General features: G+C 72.9%; 19 protein-coding genes. 4 read left to right on the forward strand and 15 right to left on the reverse strand.

The features are described 5' to 3' along the window. Positions 1 to 6 precede the first annotated feature (6 nt). Both AB0P35_RS14995 and hisC read left to right on the forward strand, forming a co-directional pair. A complete protein-coding gene (locus tag AB0P35_RS14995) occupies positions 7 to 906 on the forward strand; it encodes a pyridoxamine 5'-phosphate oxidase family protein (protein ID WP_363510675.1) in 900 nt (299 codons plus the stop codon). Between the two features lie 29 nt (positions 907 to 935). After that, positions 936 to 2009: a histidinol-phosphate transaminase gene (hisC, locus tag AB0P35_RS15000; protein ID WP_363510678.1), complete on the forward strand. Its 1074-nt coding sequence runs from the start codon at positions 936 to 938 to the stop codon at positions 2007 to 2009. Between the two features lie 113 nt (positions 2010 to 2122). Here the strand turns inward: hisC and aroA are convergent, their stop codons facing one another. The 12 genes from aroA to AB0P35_RS15060 all read right to left on the reverse strand — a co-directional run bounded on the left by aroA (position 2123) and on the right by AB0P35_RS15060 (position 14738). Next, a complete protein-coding gene (gene aroA / locus AB0P35_RS15005) occupies positions 2123 to 3361 on the reverse strand; it encodes a 3-phosphoshikimate 1-carboxyvinyltransferase (protein ID WP_363510681.1) in 1239 nt (412 codons plus the stop codon). Then, positions 3358 to 3828: a type II 3-dehydroquinate dehydratase gene (locus tag AB0P35_RS15010; RefSeq protein WP_363510684.1), complete on the reverse strand. Its 471-nt coding sequence runs from the start codon at positions 3826 to 3828 to the stop codon at positions 3358 to 3360. The genes aroA and AB0P35_RS15010 overlap by 4 nt, the downstream gene beginning before the upstream one ends. 13 nt (positions 3829 to 3841) lie before the next feature. Continuing rightward, positions 3842 to 5005, reverse strand: coding sequence for a prephenate dehydrogenase (locus AB0P35_RS15015; protein ID WP_363510840.1), 1164 nt, complete (start codon positions 5003 to 5005; stop codon positions 3842 to 3844). Further along, entirely contained in the window at positions 5005 to 5379 is a 375-nt protein-coding gene (gene aroH, locus AB0P35_RS15020) for a chorismate mutase (protein ID WP_095873928.1), read from the reverse strand. Before aroH ends, AB0P35_RS15015 begins: the two co-directional genes overlap by 1 nt. Beyond that, positions 5379 to 6773 carry a class II 3-deoxy-7-phosphoheptulonate synthase gene (locus tag AB0P35_RS15025; protein ID WP_363510687.1) on the reverse strand — a complete coding sequence of 465 codons (1395 nt, stop codon included), beginning with the start codon at positions 6771 to 6773 and terminating at the stop codon, positions 5379 to 5381. The genes aroH and AB0P35_RS15025 overlap by 1 nt, the downstream gene beginning before the upstream one ends. A gap of 190 nt (positions 6774 to 6963) precedes the next feature. Further along, positions 6964 to 8211: a multidrug effflux MFS transporter gene (locus tag AB0P35_RS15030; RefSeq protein ID WP_095873930.1), complete on the reverse strand. Its 1248-nt coding sequence runs from the start codon at positions 8209 to 8211 to the stop codon at positions 6964 to 6966. A 136-nt stretch (positions 8212 to 8347) separates the two neighbouring features. After that, on the reverse strand, positions 8348 to 8986 hold the full coding sequence (locus AB0P35_RS15035) for an NAD(P)H-binding protein (protein WP_363510691.1): 639 nt from the start codon (positions 8984 to 8986) through the stop codon (positions 8348 to 8350). Positions 8987 to 9032: 46 nt separating this feature from the next. Further along, positions 9033 to 9833, reverse strand: coding sequence for a class II aldolase/adducin family protein (locus AB0P35_RS15040; protein ID WP_257019120.1), 801 nt, complete (start codon positions 9831 to 9833; stop codon positions 9033 to 9035). Positions 9834 to 9872: 39 nt separating this feature from the next. Continuing rightward, entirely contained in the window at positions 9873 to 11420 is a 1548-nt protein-coding gene (locus AB0P35_RS15045; protein WP_363510695.1) for an FAD/NAD(P)-binding protein, read from the reverse strand. A gap of 159 nt (positions 11421 to 11579) precedes the next feature. Continuing rightward, a complete protein-coding gene (locus AB0P35_RS15050; RefSeq protein ID WP_363510698.1) occupies positions 11580 to 12617 on the reverse strand; it encodes a hypothetical protein in 1038 nt (345 codons plus the stop codon). A gap of 21 nt (positions 12618 to 12638) precedes the next feature. Next, a complete protein-coding gene (locus tag AB0P35_RS15055; protein ID WP_363510701.1) occupies positions 12639 to 13136 on the reverse strand; it encodes a flavin reductase family protein in 498 nt (165 codons plus the stop codon). 60 nt (positions 13137 to 13196) lie between these two features. Continuing rightward, positions 13197 to 14738 (reverse strand): 4-hydroxyphenylacetate 3-hydroxylase family protein, encoded by a 1542-nt coding sequence (locus tag AB0P35_RS15060; RefSeq protein ID WP_363510704.1) that lies wholly within the window; start codon positions 14736 to 14738, stop codon positions 13197 to 13199. Between the two features lie 247 nt (positions 14739 to 14985). Here AB0P35_RS15060 and AB0P35_RS15065 point away from each other — a divergent pair, with 247 nt between their 5' ends. Beyond that, the gene (locus AB0P35_RS15065) at positions 14986 to 15729 is read left to right on the forward strand and encodes a CGNR zinc finger domain-containing protein (RefSeq protein ID WP_363510707.1); all 744 of its coding nucleotides are present in this window, start codon (positions 14986 to 14988) and stop codon (positions 15727 to 15729) included. Between the two features lie 122 nt (positions 15730 to 15851). Here AB0P35_RS15065 and fbaA read toward each other — a convergent pair whose 3' ends face one another. Further along, positions 15852 to 16874 carry a class II fructose-bisphosphate aldolase gene (gene fbaA, locus AB0P35_RS15070; protein WP_095873937.1) on the reverse strand — a complete coding sequence of 341 codons (1023 nt, stop codon included), beginning with the start codon at positions 16872 to 16874 and terminating at the stop codon, positions 15852 to 15854. 291 nt (positions 16875 to 17165) lie between these two features. On the opposite strand from fbaA, the gene AB0P35_RS15075 reads away from it, so the two are divergent. After that, the gene (locus AB0P35_RS15075) at positions 17166 to 17876 is read left to right on the forward strand and encodes a VTT domain-containing protein (RefSeq protein WP_363510711.1); all 711 of its coding nucleotides are present in this window, start codon (positions 17166 to 17168) and stop codon (positions 17874 to 17876) included. 103 nt (positions 17877 to 17979) lie between these two features. Here AB0P35_RS15075 and pyrE read toward each other — a convergent pair whose 3' ends face one another. Together pyrE and AB0P35_RS15085 are read right to left on the reverse strand one after the other, a co-directional pair. Further along, positions 17980 to 18519 carry an orotate phosphoribosyltransferase gene (pyrE, locus tag AB0P35_RS15080; RefSeq protein WP_095873939.1) on the reverse strand — a complete coding sequence of 180 codons (540 nt, stop codon included), beginning with the start codon at positions 18517 to 18519 and terminating at the stop codon, positions 17980 to 17982. 32 nt (positions 18520 to 18551) lie between these two features. Then, positions 18552 to 19697 carry an SRPBCC domain-containing protein gene (locus AB0P35_RS15085; protein WP_363510714.1) on the reverse strand — a complete coding sequence of 382 codons (1146 nt, stop codon included), beginning with the start codon at positions 19695 to 19697 and terminating at the stop codon, positions 18552 to 18554. Between the last annotated feature and the right edge of the window lie 78 nt (positions 19698 to 19775).

The following is a 19775-nucleotide window of genomic DNA, read 5'->3' on the forward strand; positions in this document are numbered from 1 at the left end:
CGACCGATGGTCAAGACGCCGTACCACGAGGGCGAGCAGGCGGTGCAGCGGCGGGCCGGCGAGGGCCACGCCGGCTGGGGCTCGCCGATGTTCGAGGCCGCGATCCCGCCGCCGTTCGACATGTTCCTGCGCCGCCAGCGGATGCTCGTCATCGGCGGCGTGGACGACGACGGCGCCGCCTGGTCCACCGTCGTCACCGGCCCGCGCGGCTTCGCCGGCGCCGTCGGAACCCACACCATCCACGTCACCTCCCTGCCGGTCCCCGGCGACCCGCTGGAGCACGTCTTCGACCGGCCGCGCGACATCGGCATGCTCGCCATCGAGCCGCAGAGCAGCCAGCGGATCCGGATCAACGGCATCGCGCAGCGCGAGGGCGACCTGCTCGTCGTCACCACCGAACAGGTCCTCGGCAACTGCCCCAAGTACCTGCAGCAGCGGGTACTGCGCCCGGACGCACCGAAGGCCGCCGCCCCGACCGTCCGCCGCTCCACCGTGCTCGACGCCGACCAGCAGCGCTGGATCACCGGCGCCGACACCTTCTTCATCGCCAGCCGCGCCCCCGAGCACGGCGCCGACGCCTCGCACCGCGGCGGCGCCCCCGGCTTCGTCGAGGTCCCCGCACCGGACCGGATCGTCTGGCCGGACTACTTCGGCAACTCCTTCTACATGACCCTCGGCAACCTCCAGCTCGACCCCGCCTGCGGCCTCACCTTCCTCGACTGGGAGGCCGGCCACGCCCTGCACGTCACCGGCAAGGCCCGGATCGACTGGGACGAGAGCCGCACCAAGGCCGTCCAGGGCGCCCTGCGGCTGGTCGAGTTCGACGTCGAGCAGGTGGTCGAGGTCCGCGACTTCACCACCCTGCGCTGGAAGTTCGCCGCCCCCTCGCCCTTCAACCCGACCTGATCGGGCCCCGACCGCAGGAGGTACCCGCTGTGAGCCGCTACGACGCCCCCCGGCTCAGAGCCGAGATGGCCGCCGTCCCGGACTACGTCCCCGGCCGCTCCCCGCGCCGGGACTGCGAGAACCTCAAGCTCTCCTCCAACGAGAACCCGTACCCGCCGCTGCCCTCGGTGCTCGCCGCCGTCCGCGAGCAGGCCGGTCGGATCAACCGCTACCCCGACCCCGGCTGCACCGCCCTCGCCGAGGCCCTCGCCGCCCGCCTCGACGTCCCCGCCGACCGGCTGGTCTTCGGCACCGGATCGGTCGCCGTCGGCCGGCTGCTGGTCCGCGCCACCGCCGGGCCGGGCGACGAAGTCCTGTACGCCTGGCGGTCGTTCGAGGCCTACCCGATCATGGCCGAGGTCTGCGGCGCCACCTCCGTCCGGGTGCCGCTGCGCCCCGACGAGGGCCACGACCTCGACGCCATGGCCGACGCCGTCACCGACCGCACCAGGATCGTCTTCCTCTGCACCCCCAACAACCCCACCGGCACCGTCGTCCGCCGCGCCGAACTCGAGCGCTTCCTGGAGTGCGTGCCGAGTGACGTCCTGGTCGTCCTCGACGAGGCCTACACCGAGTTCGTCCGCGACCCGGAGGCCGCCGACGGCCTGGACTTCCAGCGCCGGCACGGCAACGTCGTGGTGCTGCGCACCTTCTCCAAGGCGTACGGCCTGGCCGGCCTGCGGATCGGCTACGCCGTCGCCCACCCCGGGGTGGCGGCCGTGCTCCGCAAGGTCGGGCTTCCGTTCGGCGTCAGCCAGCTCGCCCAGGACGCCGCGACCGCCTCGCTCGCCGCCGAGGAGGAACTCCTCGCCCGGGTCGAGCTGCTGGTGAAGGAGCGGGCCCGGGTCACCGGGGCGCTGCGCGAGAGCGGCTTCACCCCGCCCGACAGCGAGGCCAACTTCGTCTGGCTGCGGCTCGGCGACCGCACCGCCGAGTTCACCGCGGCCTGCGCCGGACTCGGCGCCTTCGTCCGCCCGTACGGCGCCGACGGCGTGCGGATCACCGTCGGCGAACCGGAGGCGAACGACGTCGTCCTGCGGGCGGCCGCCGCCTGGCGGCACTAGGAGATGCACAGCCAGGGGCGCGGGGGAGGTGCCCCAGCGCCCCTGGCGGGTGTATCGAAGCAGTACAAGGGGGGCACCACCCGTGTGGGTGGTGCCCCCTGTGTGGTTCGCCGTCAGCCGAAGAGCCGGGCGAACTCGGTGTGGAACTCGGGGAAGGTCTTGCCGACGCAGTCCGGGTCGTCCAGCACGATGCCCGGCACCCGCAGGCCCAGCACCGAGAAGGACATCGCGATCCGGTGGTCCCGGTGGCAGTCCACCACGCCGCCGGAGACCGGCCCGGGGTGCACGGTGAGCCGGTCCGGGCCCTCCGTCACCTCGACGCCGAGCCGCCGCAGATTGCCGGCCACCGCGGCGATCCGGTCAGACTCCTTGAACCGGGCGTGCCGGACACCGGTGATCGTGATCGGCCCGTCCGCCAGCGGCGCGATCGCCGCCAGCGTCATGAAGGTGTCCGAGATCCCGCCCATGTCGACCTCGAAGCCGCCGCGCAGCCGCCCCGTCCCGGTCACCGTGGTCCCGTCCGCGCCGACCACCACCTCGGCGCCGGCCTGCCGCAGCACCTCGACGAACCGCAGGTCGCCCTGCAGGCTGGTGCGGCCGAGCCCCGGCACGGTCACCGACCGGCCGGTCACCGCGGCCGCCGCGAACACGTAGGAGGCGGTGGAGGCGTCCGGCTCGATCCGCAGGTCGGTGGCCCAGTACGAGCCGGTGACCCGCAGCCGGCCGTCCGGCCCCTCGGCCACGTCGGCGCCGAAGCGGCGCATCAGCGCCACCGTCATGTCGATGTACGGGCGGCTCACCAGGCCCGCCGCGTGCACCGTCAGCGGACTGCGCATCAGCGGCGCGGAGAGCAGCAGGCCGGTCAGGTACTGGCTGCTGGTGGTGGAGTCCAGGGCGATCTCGCCGCCGTGCAGCCCGTTGGTGCGGACCACCAGCGGCAGCCGGCCGCCCGGCCCGGTCGCGACGTCGGCGCCGAGCCGCACCAGCGCGTCGACCAGCGGGCCGAGCGGGCGGGCGCGCAGCTGCTCGGTGCCGTCCACCTCGAACCGGCCGAAGCCGGTCGCGGCGAGCACCGGCAGGAAGCGGGCGGCGGTGCCGGCGTCCTCGCACCAGATCCGGGCCCGCCCGTGCGGGCCGCGGCCGGTGCCGTGCACCACCCAGTCGCCGTCCTCGTCGGTGACCCGGACGCCCAGCGCCTCCAGCGCCTGCCGGAAGGCCACCGTGTCGGCGCTGACCAGCGGCGCCCCCAGCCTGCTCGGCCCGAGCGCGGCCGCGGCCAGCAGCAGCGCCCGGTTGGTGATGCTCTTGGAGCCCGGGATGCGGGCGATCGCCCGTCGGGCGGCGGTGGTCACGCGATGGCTCCTTGGGGTTCCGGGCGGGCGCCCGCCCCGGTGAGGCGGGCGACGGCGTGCAGCGCGAGCCGGTAGGAGTCCGTCCCGAGGCCGGTGACGGTGCCGTCCACCACGTCGGACAGCACGGACACCCGCCGGAACGGCTCGCGCGCGTACGGATTGCACAGGTGCACCTCGATCGCCGGTGCGCGCCGCAGCGCCAGCGCGTCCCGCACCGGGTACGAGCAGTGCGTGAACGCGGCCGGGTTGAGCACCAGCGGGGCCGCCTCTTCGGCGACCCGGTGCAGCCAGCCGACCAGCTCCGCCTCGCTGTCGGTCTGCAGCACCACGGCCCGCAGATCCAGCTCGGCGGCGGTCTCCTGGCAGACCCGGACCAGCTCCGGGTAGGCGGCGCGGCCGTCCTGGCCCGGCTCGGTCAGACCGAGCCGGGCCAGGTTGGGGCCGTTGAGCACGTAGACCAGCGTCACGGCTGCTCCCTCGTCAGCTCGGCACGGAGACCCGGTCCGCGGAGCCGCGGTCCCGGTCGGCCGCGCCCGCGTTCCGGGCCGAGGCGTACACCGGGCGGATCCGCTGCACCGTCCAGTTGGCGGCCAGCAGCCGGTCCGCGAGCAGGCCGGCCGCGTCCGTCGCCACCACCAGCTCGACCAGGCCGCTCGGACGGCCGCTGGAGTGGTCGATCGACACGTCCTCGATGTTGACGCCGGTCTCCTGGACGGCCGCGAACAGCCGGGCCAGTTCGCCCGGGCGGTCGCCGATCACCACCGGCACCAGCGCGCCGCCGGCCGCACCCGGTTTGCCGGGCAGCCGGGCCCGGCCGGCGTTGCCGCGGCCCAGCAGGTCGATCACCCGGGTCATCTCCTCGGCCCGCTTGGCCGCGTCGACCTCGGCCAGGCCGCGCAGCGCCCGGACGGTGGCCGCCAGGTCGTCGGCGAGCTCGGCGAGGACGTCGGCCACCGCGGTGGCGTTGGACTCCAGGATGTCCCCCCACAGCCCGGGGTCACCGCCGGCGATCCGGGTCATGTCGCGGACGCCCTGGCCGGCCAGCCGGGACGCCTCCTCGGGGGCGTTCTCCAGCCGGGCCGCCATCAGCGCGGCCACCACGTGCGGCGCGTGCGACACGAGGGCCACCGCCCGGTCGTGCGCGTCGCTCTCCATCACCACCGGTACCGCGCCGCACATCGCCACCATGGCGAGCGCCCGGTTCAGCGTCTCCCGGGAGGTGTGCTCACAGGTGGTCAGCACCCAGGTCCGGCCCTCGAACAGGTTGGCGCAGGCCGCCAGCGGCCCGGACCGCTCGCCGCCGGCCATCGGGTGGCCGCCGACGAACAGGCTCGGGTCCGGGGCGGCGAGCAGCACGGCCTGCTCCGGCTCGTGCTTGACGCTCGCCACATCGGTGTACGCGTACGCCAGGCCGCGGGCCTGGTGATCGGCCAGCACCCGGCCGACCGCGCTCGGCGGCACCGCGATCACCGCGATGTCCACCGGCTGGTCGGGCGGGCAGTCCACGCCGCCGCCGAGCGCGACGGCGGTGCGGACGGCGTCCCGGTCGGTGTCCAGCAGGTGCACCAGCACCCCGCGGCGGCTCAGCGCCAGCGCCACCGAGGTGCCGATCAGCCCCGCCCCGACCACCGCGGCGGTACGGATCACCGGGCACCCGCCATCGGCTGCGCCAGGTCGGGGCGGAGCGCCCGCGCCCCGCCCAGGTACACGTGCCGGACGCGGTCGCGCGGCAGCGGTGTCTCGGCGGTGACCAGCACCCGGACGGTGCGCGGCAGGCCGCCCTCGACGTCCATCTCCTGCGCGCACATCAGCGGCACGTCGGTGAGCCCCAGGTCGCGGGCGGCCCGGGCGGGGAATCCGCTGCGCAGGTCCGGGGTGGCGGTGAAGAGGATCGACACCAGGTCGTCGGGGACGAGCGAGTTCGCCTCGATGATCTCCCGCAGCAGCAGGCGGGTGGCGTCCATGACCTCGACCGGGTCGTCCCGGTCGACCTGGATCGCCCCGCGGACGGCGCGCATCAGCGCACCGCCTGCACGGTCCGCACGCCCGCCGCGGTACCGCGGCCGCGGTACATCTCGGCGACCAGGAACGCCAGGTCGAGTGACTGGCTGCGGTTGAGCCGCGGGTCGCAGGCCGACTCGTACCGCTGGTGGAGGTCCTCCGCGACCAGGCCGAAGCCGCCGCCGACGCACTCGGTGACGTCGTCGCCGGTGATCTCGACGTGGATGCCGCCGGGGTGGGTGCCCAGCGAGCGGTGCACCTCGAAGAAGCCGGCGACCTCGTCGAGCACCGCGTCGAAGCTGCGGGTCTTGTGGCCGGTGGAGGCGGTGAAGGTGTTGCCGTGCATCGGGTCGCAGACCCAGGCGACCCGGGCGCCCTCGGCGGTGACCTTCTCGACCAGCCGGGGCAGCAGGTCGCGGATCTTCTCCGCACCCATCCGGGTGATGAAGGTGAGCCGGCCGGGGATGCGCTTCGGGTCGAGCCGGTCGATCAGGGTGAGCGCCTCGTCCGCGGTGGTGGTCGGGCCCAGCTTGACCCCGATCGGGTTGCACACCTTGGAAGCGAACTCCAGGTGGGCGCCGTCCAGTTGGCGGGTCCGCTCGCCGATCCACAGCATGTGCGCGGAGACGTCGTACCGGTCGTTGGACCGGCTGTCGAGGCGGGACATCGCGCACTCGTAGTCGAGGATCAGCGCCTCGTGGCTGGTGTAGAACTCGGTGCGGTGCAGCTCGGTCGGGTCGACGCCGCAGGCCCGCATGAAGGACAGCGCGGAGTCGATCTCCTCGGCGAGCTGCTCGTACCGCTGGCCGGCCGGCGAGGTGCGCACGAAGTCCTGGTTCCAGGAGTGCACTTCGCGCAGGTCGGCGTAGCCGCCGGAGATGAAGGCGCGGACCAGGTTCAGGGTCGCGGCGGAGGAGTTGTACATCCGCAGCAGCCGCTGCGGGTCGGGCACCCGGGCCGCGGCGGTGAACTCCAGCCCGTTGACGGAGTCGCCGCGGTAGGTCGGCAGGGTGACGCCGTCCCGGGACTCGGTCGGCTGCGAGCGCGGCTTGGAGTACTGGCCGGCGATCCGGCCGACCTTGACCACCGGCACCGAGGCGCCAAAGGTCAGCACCGCGGCCATCTGCAGCATGGTCTTCAGCTTGGAGCGGATCTGGTCGGCGGAGACCCCGTCGAAGGTCTCCGCGCAGTCGCCGCCCTGCAGCAGGAAGGCCTCACCGCGGGCCACGGCGGCGAGCCGCGCGGTCAGGTTGTCGCACTCCCCGGCGAACACCAGTGGCGGGTAGGTGCGCAGCTCGTCGCAGACCCGCTCCAGGGCGTCGGGGTCCGGCCACTCCGGCTGCTGGGCCGCGGGCAGGGTCCGCCAGGACTCCTCCCGGGGCAGGACGTGGGTCGAGGTTCCGAACGGCATAACGATCTCCGGCTCGTGAAATGGACGCGGTGCGGCAGAGCGTGCGAGGCGATCGGGGGCGCGACGCCCGTACTTCCGTACTTCCGTACTTCCGTACTTCCGTGGTTCCGGGGGAGCGGGTGGTGCAGGTGGTGCGACGGGGTCGAGGGTCCGCCCCGCCAGGCGCGGGCCCGGCGGGGCGGACGGCGGATCAGGCGTGCGCGGCCTGCTCGGAGCGGGTGTCCGCAGCGGCCTCCCCGGCGGGGGCGGCCGCGCCGCGGGTCAGTGCCGCGAAAGCGAGCAGCGCGCCGCAGCCGAGCACCGCGATGACGATGCCCATCGGCACCGCGGTGCTCTCGCCGGCCAGGCCCACCAGCGGTACCACGGCGGCACCGATGATGTGCTGGGACAGGCCGAGCAGCGCGGCCGCGGAACCGGCCGAGTCGCCGTGCTCCTGCAGGGCGAGCGCGGTCGCGGTCGGCATGACCAGACCGACGCTGGACACCACCACGAACAGGGCGACCAGCAGCGGCGCGAGGCCGCCGTCGGCGAGCACCGTGACGAGCAGGCCGAGGCCGCCCACCGCGGAGCCGCTCAGGCCGACGGCCAGCAGCGGGCGCGGGCCGGTGCGGTGCACGATCCGGCCGCAGATCTGCGCGCAGACCACCAGGCCCGCGGCGTTGATCGCGAAGACCGCGCTGAAGCCCTGCGGGGACATGCCGTGGATGTCCTGCAGAACGAACGGCGAGCCCGCGATGTACGCGAACATCGCGGCGAACGCCAGACCGCAGGCCAGGTTGTAGCCGACGAAGACGCGGTCGGAGAGCAGCCGGCGGAAGACCGGGCCGGTGGCCCGCAGACCACCGGTGCGCCGCCGCTCCACCGGGTGGGTCTCCGGCAGGCCGACGGCGACCACGGCGAGCATCAGCGCACCGAGGATGCCGAGCAGGGTGAAGATGCCGTGCCAGGAGGTGAAGCGGAGCAGCTGGCCGCCGGCCACCGGGGCGAGCACCGGAGCCAGGCCGGTGATCAGCATCAGCAGCGCGAAGTACTTGGCTGCCGCGGCGCCCTCGTGCTTGTCGCGGACGACGGCGGCGGCGATCACGATGCCGACCGCGCCGCCGAGGCCCTGGATCGCGCGCAGCGCGACCAGCAGCCAGATGTTCGGTGCGACGGCGCACAGCAGCGCCGCCACGGTGTAGACCGCGAGGCCCCACAGCAGCGGCTTGCGGCGGCCGGCGGCGTCCGAGATCGGGCCGGCGAAGAGCTGGCCGAGACCGAGGCCGAGCAGGCAGGCGGTGAGGCTGAGCTGGCCGGCCGAGGCGCTGGCGTTCAGGTCGTGGGTGAGGTCGGGAAGACCGGGCAGATAGGTGTCGTTGGACAGCGGGCCCAGTGCGGTGAGCGCGCCGAGGATGGCGACGACCGCGCCGCCGCCCTTGGCCCTGGCGGTGGATGACATGGTTTCGGTTCCCTCCGGAGTGGTGGCGGCCCGGCGGCCGGACGGGGCCGGCGGCCGGGCGGGCCGGTGGTGCTGATGCGTGCCGATACGGGATGCGGTCCGCCGGGTGGGGGGCCGGCGGGCCGGGTACGCAGTGTCAGTAGGCGACGGAGACCCTGGTGCGCAGGGCCTGTCCGCCTTCGAGCTGGTCGACGAAGGCGACCGCGTAGTCCGGGATGCTGATCCGGGACCGGCCCTCGGCGTCGACCAGCAGGTCGTCGCCGCTGAGGCGGTAGGTCCCGGTGCGCTCGCCGGGCTCGATCAGCTTGGCCGGCGAGATGTACGTCCAGTCGAGGTCGTCGACCTCGCGGTAGCGGCCGAGCGCCTCGATCTGGGCGAGGGCGTTGGCCTTCCACAGCTCCGGGAAGTGGGGGTCGTCCACGACGCGGGTGCCTGCGGCGGTGCGCAGGCTGCCCGCGCCGCCGAGCACCACCAGGCGCCTGACGCCGGCCTTGCGCAGGCCGGCGACGAGGCCCTCGGTGGCACCGAGGAGGATCGTCCGGTCGTCGTCGGCGCCGATCCGCGGGCCGACCGCGGAGGCGACCGCGCCGTGGCCCTGGGCGAGCTCGGCCACCTGCTCGCCGTCGGCGACGTCGCCGGCGACGAGCGGGACGGCCGAACCGGCGCCGCCGCCGCCGGAGCGGGTCACCCCGGTGACCTCGTGTCCGCGGGAGACGAGCTCCGCGGCGATCGCGGCGCCGATGTTCCCGGTCGCTCCGAACAGCAGAACCTTCATGACCACTCCTCGTGTGGCAGGGGTGTGCGGGATGCCCGACGGGTCGTCACTCGTCGAGCAGGTCGGGCTGCTCGTGGACGATCTCGTCCCAGAGCAGCTGGAAGCTGAAGCGGCCGAGCTGCGCGTCGCCGAAGCCGGCGCCGGCGGAGACGGCCTGGTCGTGGCTGAAGCTCTTCGGGGTGCCCGCGGCGAGCGCGAGCAGCTGGACCTCGGCGCAGCTGTCGAAGGTGAAGAACCAGTGCACGGCCTCCTCCAGCGAGCCGCCGACCGTGATCAGGCCGTGGTGCTGGAGCAGGATCGCCCGGTTGTCGCCGAGCTTCTCCGCGATGTCCCGGCCCTGTTCGACGGCGACCGACGGGCCCTCGTACTCGGTGTAGAGGACCTGCTTGCCGTAGAAGGCCGCGGACTCCTGGTCGATCGGCTCCAGCAGCCGGCCGAGCGCGCCGAGCGCCCGGGAGTGGGCGGTGTGGCCGTGCGCGGCCGCCTCGGCGCCCGGGTTCAGGTCGTGGATCGCGGAGTGGATGACGAAGGCACTCGGGTTGACCTTGTGCCGGCCCTCCACCACGGTGCCCTCGGAGTCGACCAGGATGAGGTCGCCGACGGTGACCCGCTTGAACGAGACGCCGAACGGGTTGACCCAGAAGTGGCCGGGCAGCTCGGGGTCGCGGACCGATATGTGGCCCGATATGCCTTCGCCGAAGCCGTACTTGCCGAACAGGCGCAGCGCGGCGGCGAGCCGCTGCTTGCGGTACCGGCGCTCCTCCTCGACGGAGGCGAACTGGGCGTCGCCGGGCAGCGGCAGGCCGGTGGCGGTGTCCGCGAGGTAGCTCGGGGTGGTCGTGGTCACGGGGGGTGCTCTCCTTGGCTGTGGACTCGGGGCGCCGGGTCAGGCGCTCTGCAGGACGCGCTCGGCCCGCAGACCGGCGATCCGCTGGGAGTGCGCGAGGACCGCGCGGACGATGTCCTGGCTCCGGTCCACCAGCGAGGGGATGCCGAAGGTGAAGAACAGCGTCCCGGCCGCGATGTTGCCGAGCGCGTACCAGCGCGGTTCGGGCCGGCCCTCGACGGCGAGGCGGCTGGTGGCGCGCGCTATGTGCAGACCGCCGTGCGGGTGGCGGTCGGCGAGCCGGTTGCGGGTGAGCGAGTTGACCAGCGGGGCCGCGCCGTTCGGGATCTTGCCCTCGGAGGCGTTGACGGCGTTGATCACCACGTCGGCCCGGAAGACGTCCTGCTCGGAGGTCTCGACGGTGTAGCCGCCCTCGGGGCCGGCCGCGATGTCCTGCAGGCCGGAGAGGATCTGCAGCTGGCCCTCGTCGGCGAGCCGGAGCAGCTCGGTGGCGCTGCTCGGCGGCATCGGGCAGCAGAGGCTCATGATGGTCCGGTAGTGGGTGCGCAGCAGCTCGACCTTGTCCCGCTCGGAGAGCAGCGGCCAGATGTCCGGGCCGGTGTCCGGCACCGCGCGCTGCAGGATGCGCAGGCCCAGGTCGGGGGAGTCGACCTCGGAGAGCTGGCGGCGCAGCCGCTCCACCGGGTGCTCGCGGTGCGCCCCGGTGATCTCCTCGATCACCGCGGTCAGGTCGGCTCCGGCCTCGGCGAACTCCTTGCCGATGAGGTCGGCGATCTCCTGGATGCGCAGGCTGGTCTGACGGCGCGACAGTCGCTGCATCTTCTCCGGGGTGACGTGCCGCAGGTCGAAGTGGACCGGCTTCTGCCGGACACCGGGCAGCATGCCGCGCCGGGAGAGCAGGCTGATCCGGCCGCGGTGCCCGCGGGAGGCCAGCGAGATGATGATGTCGACGGCGGTCAGGCCGCTGCCGATCACCGCGACGTGCTGGTCGGGCGCGACGGCCTGCAGCTTCTGGGTGATCGGGTACGGGTCGCCGATGAAGTTGTCGCTGCCGGTCAGCCCGTACACGTCCTTGGGGCTGTCGCCGCCGACGCACAGCACCGCGTAGTCGAAGGCGCGCACGCGGCCCTCGTTGGTGCGCAGCATGGCGCGGCCGGCCGCCAGGTTGGCCGAGGTGACGGACTCGCTCACCAGGTCCACCCGCCAGCCGCGCAGGCGCAGCTTGGCGAGCGCGGCGTGCGCGGTCTGCTCCAGGTACTCCCCGTACTCGGTGCGCGGTGCGAACCGGGCGCCGGCCTTCGGGTCCAGGCCGGTGGTGCCCTCGGGCAGACCGAGGATCCGGTCCCGGGTCATGAGCCACCGTTCGAAGTGGCGGTCGTCCCCGGCCCGGACCGACATGTCGTCGGGCGTCGCGTTGACCCGCACCGTGGTGGTGTCGGACTGGTACGCCCGGCCGCGCCACAGGTGCGGCGACGGCTCGAAGACCGTGAGGCTGCCCGGGGCGGTGTCGCGTTGGGCGAGGGCGTCGATCAGGCAGACCGCCGAGGCCCCGCCTCCGATGACTGCGAGTGAGATCGCCGATGACATGTCAGATTCCTGCCACTCGTGGATGTCCGGCGCCGTCCATGCGCTGTCTCCTCCGCGTATCCGAACGGCCTGTGGGTGCGGCCCGGCACCGGGGGTGGGGATGGCCCCGGGTGCCGGGCCCCTGGGCAGGGCGGGGGAGGGCCCTGCCTGGTCGATGGCTCAGCTGTGCTGGTAGTTCTCCATCGAGACGGTGAAGTCGCCGCGGTTGGCGCGGTACTTGATGCAGTAGTCCTTCGGGTACCAGCCGGCCACCTGCCACGACTGCGGCTGCTTGATGGGGAAGCACCCGTTCGGGTTGGTGCCGGAGACCAGGCCGTCGAAGTACGCCTTCGTGATCATCGGCTCCAGGAAGCTGATCTTCGCGTCGTAGGCGCCGTAGATGAAGGTCTGGGTGAACTTCTGGCCGTGCCACTCGGGGGAGCTCTGGTCGATCAGGTGGTTGCCCATCGCGACCTCGGCCACCCCGTTGTCTATGTAGCCGGAGGGCATGTACTGCGCCGGTATCGGCTTGGTCGCCGTGGCGAAGTCGTCGCAGTTGATCGCCAGCGCGCACGGGCCGGGGCGGATCGCGTCCCGCTCGGCCTTCGGCTGGACGTAGAAGTGGAAGTCGAAGTGCGGCGTGTCGTAGATGCCCTCGGGGCCGTGGCCCATCGAGTTGTAGTTCAGCAGCGCCCACTTGTACGGGACGTCCGCGGTGGAGGTCAGCGCGGCGGGCAGGTCGAGCGGACGCTCGTGGCCGCCCATGCACTCCGTGTGCTCGTCGATGACGCCGTTGCCGTTGATGTCGTAGCAGTGGTGCTGGTCCGTCATCGTGGTCGGCAGGTTCTGCAGCGTCGCCTTCGGGAAGACGAAGCCCATCGAGATCGGCTTGCCGTTCGGCTCCTGCTGGGCGTAGGTGCGCACGTTGCCGTTGCCCAGCGCGCTCGGCGTGCCGTACGAGGCGCACGGCCCCAGGTACGACGCGGTCGCCTGCAGCACGGGGTCGACGGCCACCTTCGGCAGGGTGACGTTGAACTCGGCGGTGGTGCTGGTGCTGCCGGTCAGACAGACCTTCACCGGGGTGGTGTCGGCCGCCGTCGCCGCCGCGTTGGCCGAGCCGGCGGCCGGCGAGATCAGCGCGGCGGTGCCGAGCAGGGCCGCCGCGGCCGAGGAGGCGATGAGGGGTCTCTTGTACGTGTTCTTCTTCGGCGTGCTCATGGTGGTGCGATCTCCGTTGTCTCAGGAACGGGTGAGTTCGAGGGTGTGGAATCCGCCCTGGAGGAAGATGAGGGGCGCGGTGGAGTCGGCGGCGCCGAGCCGCACGACCTCGCCGATCACCATCACGTGGTCGCCGATCACCAGCTCGTCCCGGTACGCGACCTCCATCCAGCCGGCGGCCTGGAGGAGCAGCACACCGGTGGCCTCGCCGTAGTCGTGCGCGGCCTCGGCCAGCGACACCTGGCGGGACTCCGGGTCCTTGGCGAAGGCCCGGGCGTGGCTCTCGGATTCGCCGTCCAGGATCGAGACGCCCCACACGCCGGCGGTGCGCAGGTCCGCGAGGAACCGCGAGTCGTGCCGGAAGCAGAGGGTGATGATCGCCGGGTCGAGCGAGACCGAGGTCAGCGAGTTGACCGTGATGGCGTCGTGCCGCCGGCCCTCGGCGCCGTCCGTGTAGGTGCTGACGACGCAGACCCCGGTGGCGAAGTGGCGCATGACGCTGCGCAGATCGTTGTTCATTACCGCCTCCTGTGAGCGGAGGGCGGGCGGCCGCCGGTGCGGCCCGCCCGCCCGGCCGGGTCAGTCGGTCTCGGCCCAGCGGCCGCCGCGCCAGCCGTCCAGGTCGTAGTCGTCCATGGCCTTCTGCACGAAGTCGCCGTACTGGTCGAGCAGACCGGCCGCGCGGGTCCAGTTCAGGGTGTCCAGGCGCACCTGGTCCGGACCGCCCGCGTAGTTGAGCTCGTACAGCTCGTGCCGGGCGCCGAACTCCGAACCGACCGCGTCCCAGGCCAGCTTGAAGAGCTTGGAGCGCTCCTCGGCGGTGGTGCCCGAACCGCGGTAGTAGCGGTCGAACAGCGGGCGCAGCTCCGGGTTCTGGAGGTCCTTGTGGCTGGACGGCGTCATCAGCAGCGCGCCGGCCAGGTGCTCCTCGAAGAACTTGTGGGTGCGGTCCCAGCTGATCGGGGCGAGCGCCCGGTAGCCGGCCGAGTAGTCCATCCGCGGCAGGACGGTGCCGCCCTCGCCGGGCTCCGGGTCCATCGCCATCGCGGTGGTGACGGCCCAGGTCTGGTGGCGCCAGGCGAGCAGCTCGCCGAGTCCGGCCTGGACGCCGCGGAACTTGTCGGTGCCGTTGAGGCGGGTGCCGCGGTCCAGGATGCCCGCCATGAACTCCAGCTTCACGGCCATCCGGATCGCGCCCTGGAAGAAGCCGCGGGAGAGCAGGCCCGAGCGCGGGAAGTACTGGTGGATCTTCTCGGTGTCCCGGTAGATCAGGACGTTCTCCCAGGGGATGAACGCCTTGTCGAAGACCAACACCGCGTCGTTCTCGTCGAACCGGCTGGAGAGCGGGTTGTCGAACGGGCTGTTGGCCTTCTTCTCGTACGACGGGCGGCAGATCACCTTCATGCCCGGCGTGTTCAGCGGCGCCATGAAGGCCAGCGCCATGTCCTCGGCCTTGCCCTTCTCCAGGTTGGCGAGGTGGATCTGGCCGACGAAGGCGACGTGGGTCAGCGCGGAGGCGGTGGCCATCAGCTTGGCGCCCTCGACGACGATGCCGTCGTCACGCTCCTCGACGACCTTCAGGTACACGTCCGGGATGTCGTGCGCGGCCTTGTGCCGGTCGACCGGCGGGTTGACGATCGCGTGGCTGATCGACAGCGCCTGGCGGGCGTACTTCTCGTACCAGGCACGGGCGTTGTCGCCGAACGGCTCGTAGAACGAGTGGGTGACGGCGAGGCCGGCCATGAAGGACGCCTTGTAGTCCGGCGTGCGGTTCATGAAGCCGTAGCTCAGGCGGGCCCAGTGCTCGATCGCGTCGCGGGCCTTGACCAGGTCCTCGGCGGAGTGCGCCGGGGTGAAGAAGCGGTGCACCCGGGCGCCGGTGTACCGGTCGACCGTGGTCATCATGTCCTTGGTGTCCGGGTGGTGCAGCGCGTCGTACAGGTGCGCCATCGAGCGGGCCGCGTTGCGGAACGCCGGGTGCTCCGTGACGTCCTTGACCAGCTCGCCGTCGATGTACACCTGGCGCCCGTCACGCAGGCTCTCCAGGTAGGCATCGCCGGTCAGAAGGTCGTTGGGCGCCTCGGCGCCCGGCTGTGCCAGGTCAGATTCGGCCTGAGCCATCGTGCTTCACTCTCCCCATCGGGCGTTCGGATCTGCGTGTCCGGGTCTGGCACATCCGAAGCTAGAAAAGATTCCCGAGGGTCAGTTATGAGGCCGCGCACGGCCTCTGGCCGTTGCGCGCACACCGGGTGTCCAGACGTTCCGGCGCGCTCGACCCGGCGCCAGACTGGCCCGGTGCCGCCGCACTGCCCGTGCAGTGCCGCCCGGGGACCGGGGGGAGAGCGGCCCGACCGGCCGAGGGAGCACGATGCGCGCACACGGCACACCGCTGACCACCCTGGCGGACGCCCGGGTCACCCTGCTCGACCTCGCCCTCGGCGTCCCCGGCCCGGACCGTCGCTGGCACGGCCCGGCCGGCCCCGCGGGCACCCCCGCCCCCGACCCCGCCGACCGTCGCCCGCTGCTCGGCGAGCCCCTCGCCCTCGACCTGCTGAACACCCGCTGGGACGCCCCCGGCGGCGCCCGCGACCTGCTCGACGACCTGGACGGCTACCGGATCTGGCTCTCCTCCGCCGGCCTCACCGGGCTCTGCCCCGACGCCGCCGCCGCGCTCTCCGCCACCCGGCACACCCGCGAGGTGCTCCAGGCCACCCTCAACCCCCCGTACGACCAGCGCCGGCCCGGCGAGGCCCCGGCCGACCCGGACGCCGTCCACGAGCTCGACCGGCTGCTCGGCCACGGGACCCTCCGCTACCGGCTCACCGCCGACGGGCCGGCCACCACCGTCGAGGTCGGCGACCCCGCCTGGCTGGCCGGCTGGCTGGCCCTCGACGACTACCTCCGGCTGCTCGGCACCGCCCCCGAGCGGATCCGCAGCTGCGCCGGGCCGCACCGGGTGCCGCTCTGGTTCCTCGACACCTCGCGCAACGGGATGCGCCGCTGGTGCTCCATGGCCGAGTGCGGCAACCGCGCCAAGGCCGCCCGGCACTACCGGCGGCTGCGCAGCGAACAGCCCGCCGTCCGCGGCACCGCCCGGGTCGCGGTGGGCTGACCGGCGCCCGGCCCGGCCCTGGCCCGCACACGCGGAACGGCCGTGGCCCCGGGGAGTCGGCTCCCCGGGGCCACGGCCGTTCAACGCGTGCGGGCCGCGCGTCCGTGCGGACGCGGTGCGCCCTACTTGATGCGGTTGCCCGCCGAGCGCAGCTGCTGCGCCGCCTCGAGCACGCGGGCGGCCATGCCGGCCTCGGCCAGCTTGCCCCAGGTGCGCGGGTCGTAGGTGTTCTTCTTGCCGACCTCGCCGTCGACCTTCAGCACACCGTCGTAGTTGCGGAACATGTGGTCCACGACCGGGCGGGTGAAGGCGTACTGGGTGTCGGTGTCGAGGTTCATCTTCACGACGCCGTTCTCCAGCGCGGTGGCGATCTCCTCCGCGGTCGAGCCCGAACCGCCGTGGAAGACGAAGTCGAACGGGTCCGCCTTGCCGTACTGCTTGCCGATCTCGGCCTGCAGCTCGCGCAGCAGCTCCGGCTTCAGCACGACGTTGCCCGGCTTGTACACGCCGTGCACGTTGCCGAACGAGGCGGCCAGCAGGTAGCGGCCCTTCTCGCCCAGGCCGAGCGCCTCGGCGGTGCGCACCGCGTCGTTGACCGTGGTGTACAGCTCGTCGTTGATCTCGTGCGAGACGCCGTCCTCCTCGCCGCCGGTCGGGGTGATCTCGACCTCGAGGATGATCTTGGCGGCGGCGGCCTGCGCGAGCAGCTCCTGCGCGATCGCCAGGTTGTCGGCCAGGGTCTCGGCGGAGCCGTCCCACATGTGCGACTGGAACAGCGGGTTCTGGCCCTTGGCCACGCGCTCGGCGGAGACCGCCAGCAGCGGGCGGACGTAGCCGTCCAGCTTGTCCTTCGGGCAGTGGTCGGTGTGCAGCGCGACGGTGATGTCGTACTTCGCCGCGACGATGTGCGCGAACTCGGCCAGCGCGACGGCGCCGGTCACCATGTCCTTGTTGTGCTGGCCGCCCAGGAACTCCGCACCACCGGTGGAGATCTGGATGATGCCGTCGCTCTCGGCCTCGGCGAAGCCGCGCAGCGCGGCGTGCAGGGTCTGCGACGAGGTCACGTTGATGGCCGGGTAGGCGAACTTGCCCGCCTTGGCCCGGTCGAGCATCTCGTTGTAGACCTCGGGAGTTGCGATGGGCATGCGAATTCGCTCCTGTCGGTGTGGGGCGATCGAACGACGCTGTCCGATGCTCTAACGCCTCTGGCTCACGGCGTGCATCGCGGTACGAGAAGAGGGTGGTCCTCGACCGCGGGCCGGACACCGGGGCCATCTTCCCAGACTCACCCCCCGCGGTCACCCATGGCCCGCCAGTCGGGACGCACACGGATGCTACGCGCGAGTAGCCGGCCGGGGCCGTCCAGCCGGTGCCGTTCGGAGCGGCGGCCGTCTCTCCTCAGGCTGTCCTCAACACGGGGGCGCTATCCTGCGCGCGTGGACTACAACCAGCTCGCCGTCAATCTCCTCGACGCCAAATCGCTGATCTCGTCGCTGGGCGCCATCGGCCTGCTCGCGATCATCTTCGCCGAGACCGGCCTGCTGGTCGGATTCTTCTTCCCGGGCGACTCGCTGCTGATCCTCGCCGGTGTGGCCGCCTCCGGGGCGGCCTCCTCGGTGCTCGGCGAGGGCGCCCGACTGCCGATCGCGCTGCTGCTGATCGGCGCGCCGATCTGCGCGATCGCCGGCGCCCAGCTCGGGCACTTCATCGGGACCAAGGTCGGGCCCCGGATGTTCGACAAACCCGAGTCCAAGATCTTCCGCCGCGAGTACGTGGTGAAGGCCGAGTACTACTTCGACAAGTTCGGCCCGGCCAAGGCCGTGGTGATGGCCCGCTTCATCCCGATCGTGCGGACCTTCCTCAACCCGGTCGCCGGCACCCTGGAGATGCCGGCGAAGACCTTCCTCGTCTGGAACATCGTCGGCGGCGTGCTGTGGACCGAGTCCATGCTGCTGATCGGCTACTTCTTCGGCGACGCGATGGCCCCGGTGATCGACAAGTACCTGATCCCCGCGATGGCACTGATCATCCTCATCTCGATCTCCCCGATCATCGTCGAGGTGATCCGCGAGCGGAGGAAGAAGAAGGCCGGCGGCGAGGCCCCGGCCGGCGAGCCGGTCGGCTCCGGCCGCCACCGCAAGAACTGACCGGGCCTCCCGCCCGACACGCGGCGACGGCCGGTGTGACACGTGGTTTCACGTGAAACACCGGCCGTCACCGTTTCCGGCCCCGGTGGGGCCGGGCACGGGCTCAGAGGCCCAGGTCGTCCAGGGTGTAGGCGGTGATGTACGGCAGGCCGGTCTCCGCGATCGCCGGGGCGGCACCGCGCTCCACGATCACCGCGACACCGACCACCTCGGCGCCCGCCTCGCGCAGCGCCTCCACGGCGGTGAGCACCGAACCGCCGGTGGTGGAGGTGTCCTCGACCGCCAGCACGCGGCGGCCCTTCACGTCCGGGCCCTCGATCCGGCGCTGCAGGCCGTGCGCTTTGCCGGCCTTGCGGACGACGAACGCGTCCAGCTTCCGGCCGCGGGCCGCGGCGGCGTGCAGCATCGCGGCGGCCACCGGGTCGGCGCCCAGGGTCAGACCGCCGACCGCGTCGAACTCGAGGTCCGCGGCCGCGTCCAGCATCACCCGGCCGACCAGCGGCGCCGCCTCGGCGTCCAGCGTGATCCGGCGCAGGTCGACGTAGTAGTCGGCCTCCAGACCGGAGGAGAGGGTGACCTTGCCGTGCACGACGGCCTTGTCCTTGATCTGCGCCAGCAGGGCGTCGCGGTCCTCAGTGCTCATGAGCAGCCAGTCTAAGGGCCGCCGCCCGCCGCTCAGCGACGGCGCAGCGCCCGCACCAGCACCACGGCACCGCCGATCAGCGCCACCCCGCCGCCGATCACCCAGGGCATCGCGCTCCGCTCGCCGGCCCCGCCGGTGAGCAGGGTCGGCTCCGCGCCGCCCCAGCGGCTCGCCGCCCGGGCCCGGGCACTGCGGGCCGGGGGAGTGGGCGCGTACCGGCCGTGCGGCGGAGCGTGGTCCACCTCCTCCGCCGAACGGCCCACGATCGACCGCCGTACCGGGCCGGACATCGCCGGCTCCGGCTGGTACTCGAACGGCGCGGGCTCCGAATCCGGCGAGGGCAGCGGCTCGTCCTCGTCCGAGAAGGCGATCAGATCCGACAGGTCGTCGTCGAGGTCCCGCACGGCGTGGTCGTCCAGGTACACGACGGTCGCCCCGGGCTCCTCCTCGGCCGCGGCTTCGTCCGGCTCCTCGGTCCCGTCGGACTCGTCGGCCTGGGATTCTTCGGTCTCGGACTCCTCGGCCTCTGCGGCGGCTTCCCGAGACTCCTCGGGCTGCTCGGCCTCCTGCTCCTCCGAGGTTTCGGCGGCGGCCTCCAGCGGAGCCTCGACGGCGGGCTCGTCCGCCTCCGCGACCGGCTCCGGCTCCGCGGCCGCCGCCGGCTCAGGCTCCGCGGCTGCGGTCTGCTCGGTGTCCGTGGTCTCGTCGTCCGGCAGGGACAGGACAGTCTCCGGGCCGGCGCCGGCCTCGACGGCGAGCGCGGCGGCCACACGGTCGAGGAGGCGGCGGCCCGCGGTCCGCAGGACGTCGTCCGGGAACTCGGCGAGGCGCCCCTCGGCGCTCAGGTCGCCGGCGAAGCGCAGCACGCTGCCGTCCGCGTGCTCGTGCACGCTGACCCGCACGGTCGCGGTGACCTCGGCGGAGCCCCGTACCTCCTCGCCCTCGGCGAGTGCGGTGAGCACTCCCGCGCGGCCGGGGATCAGTGAGAGCGAGCCCCGGTAGGTGATGGTGGAGCCCCCGACGCGCAGCTTCAGCCGGCCGTCGACCTGCCCGTCCGGGGTGCGGGCTGTCCCGGCATCGGTGCTCAGACCGGGGACGCAGCGGGCCAGCAGCTCGCTGTCCTGCAGGACCTGCCGGACGGCGTTGGCCGGCAGCGGGACGACAACCTCATGCTCCATACCGGCGAGCCTACCTACCCCGGTGCCCGGTGCGGGGGGTTGGCGTCGGGTCGGTCGGCGGACGTTCCCCAGCTGTAC

The organism is Kitasatospora sp. NPDC085879 (assembly GCF_040686255.1).
GTDB lineage: Bacteria > Actinomycetota > Actinomycetes > Streptomycetales > Streptomycetaceae > Kitasatospora.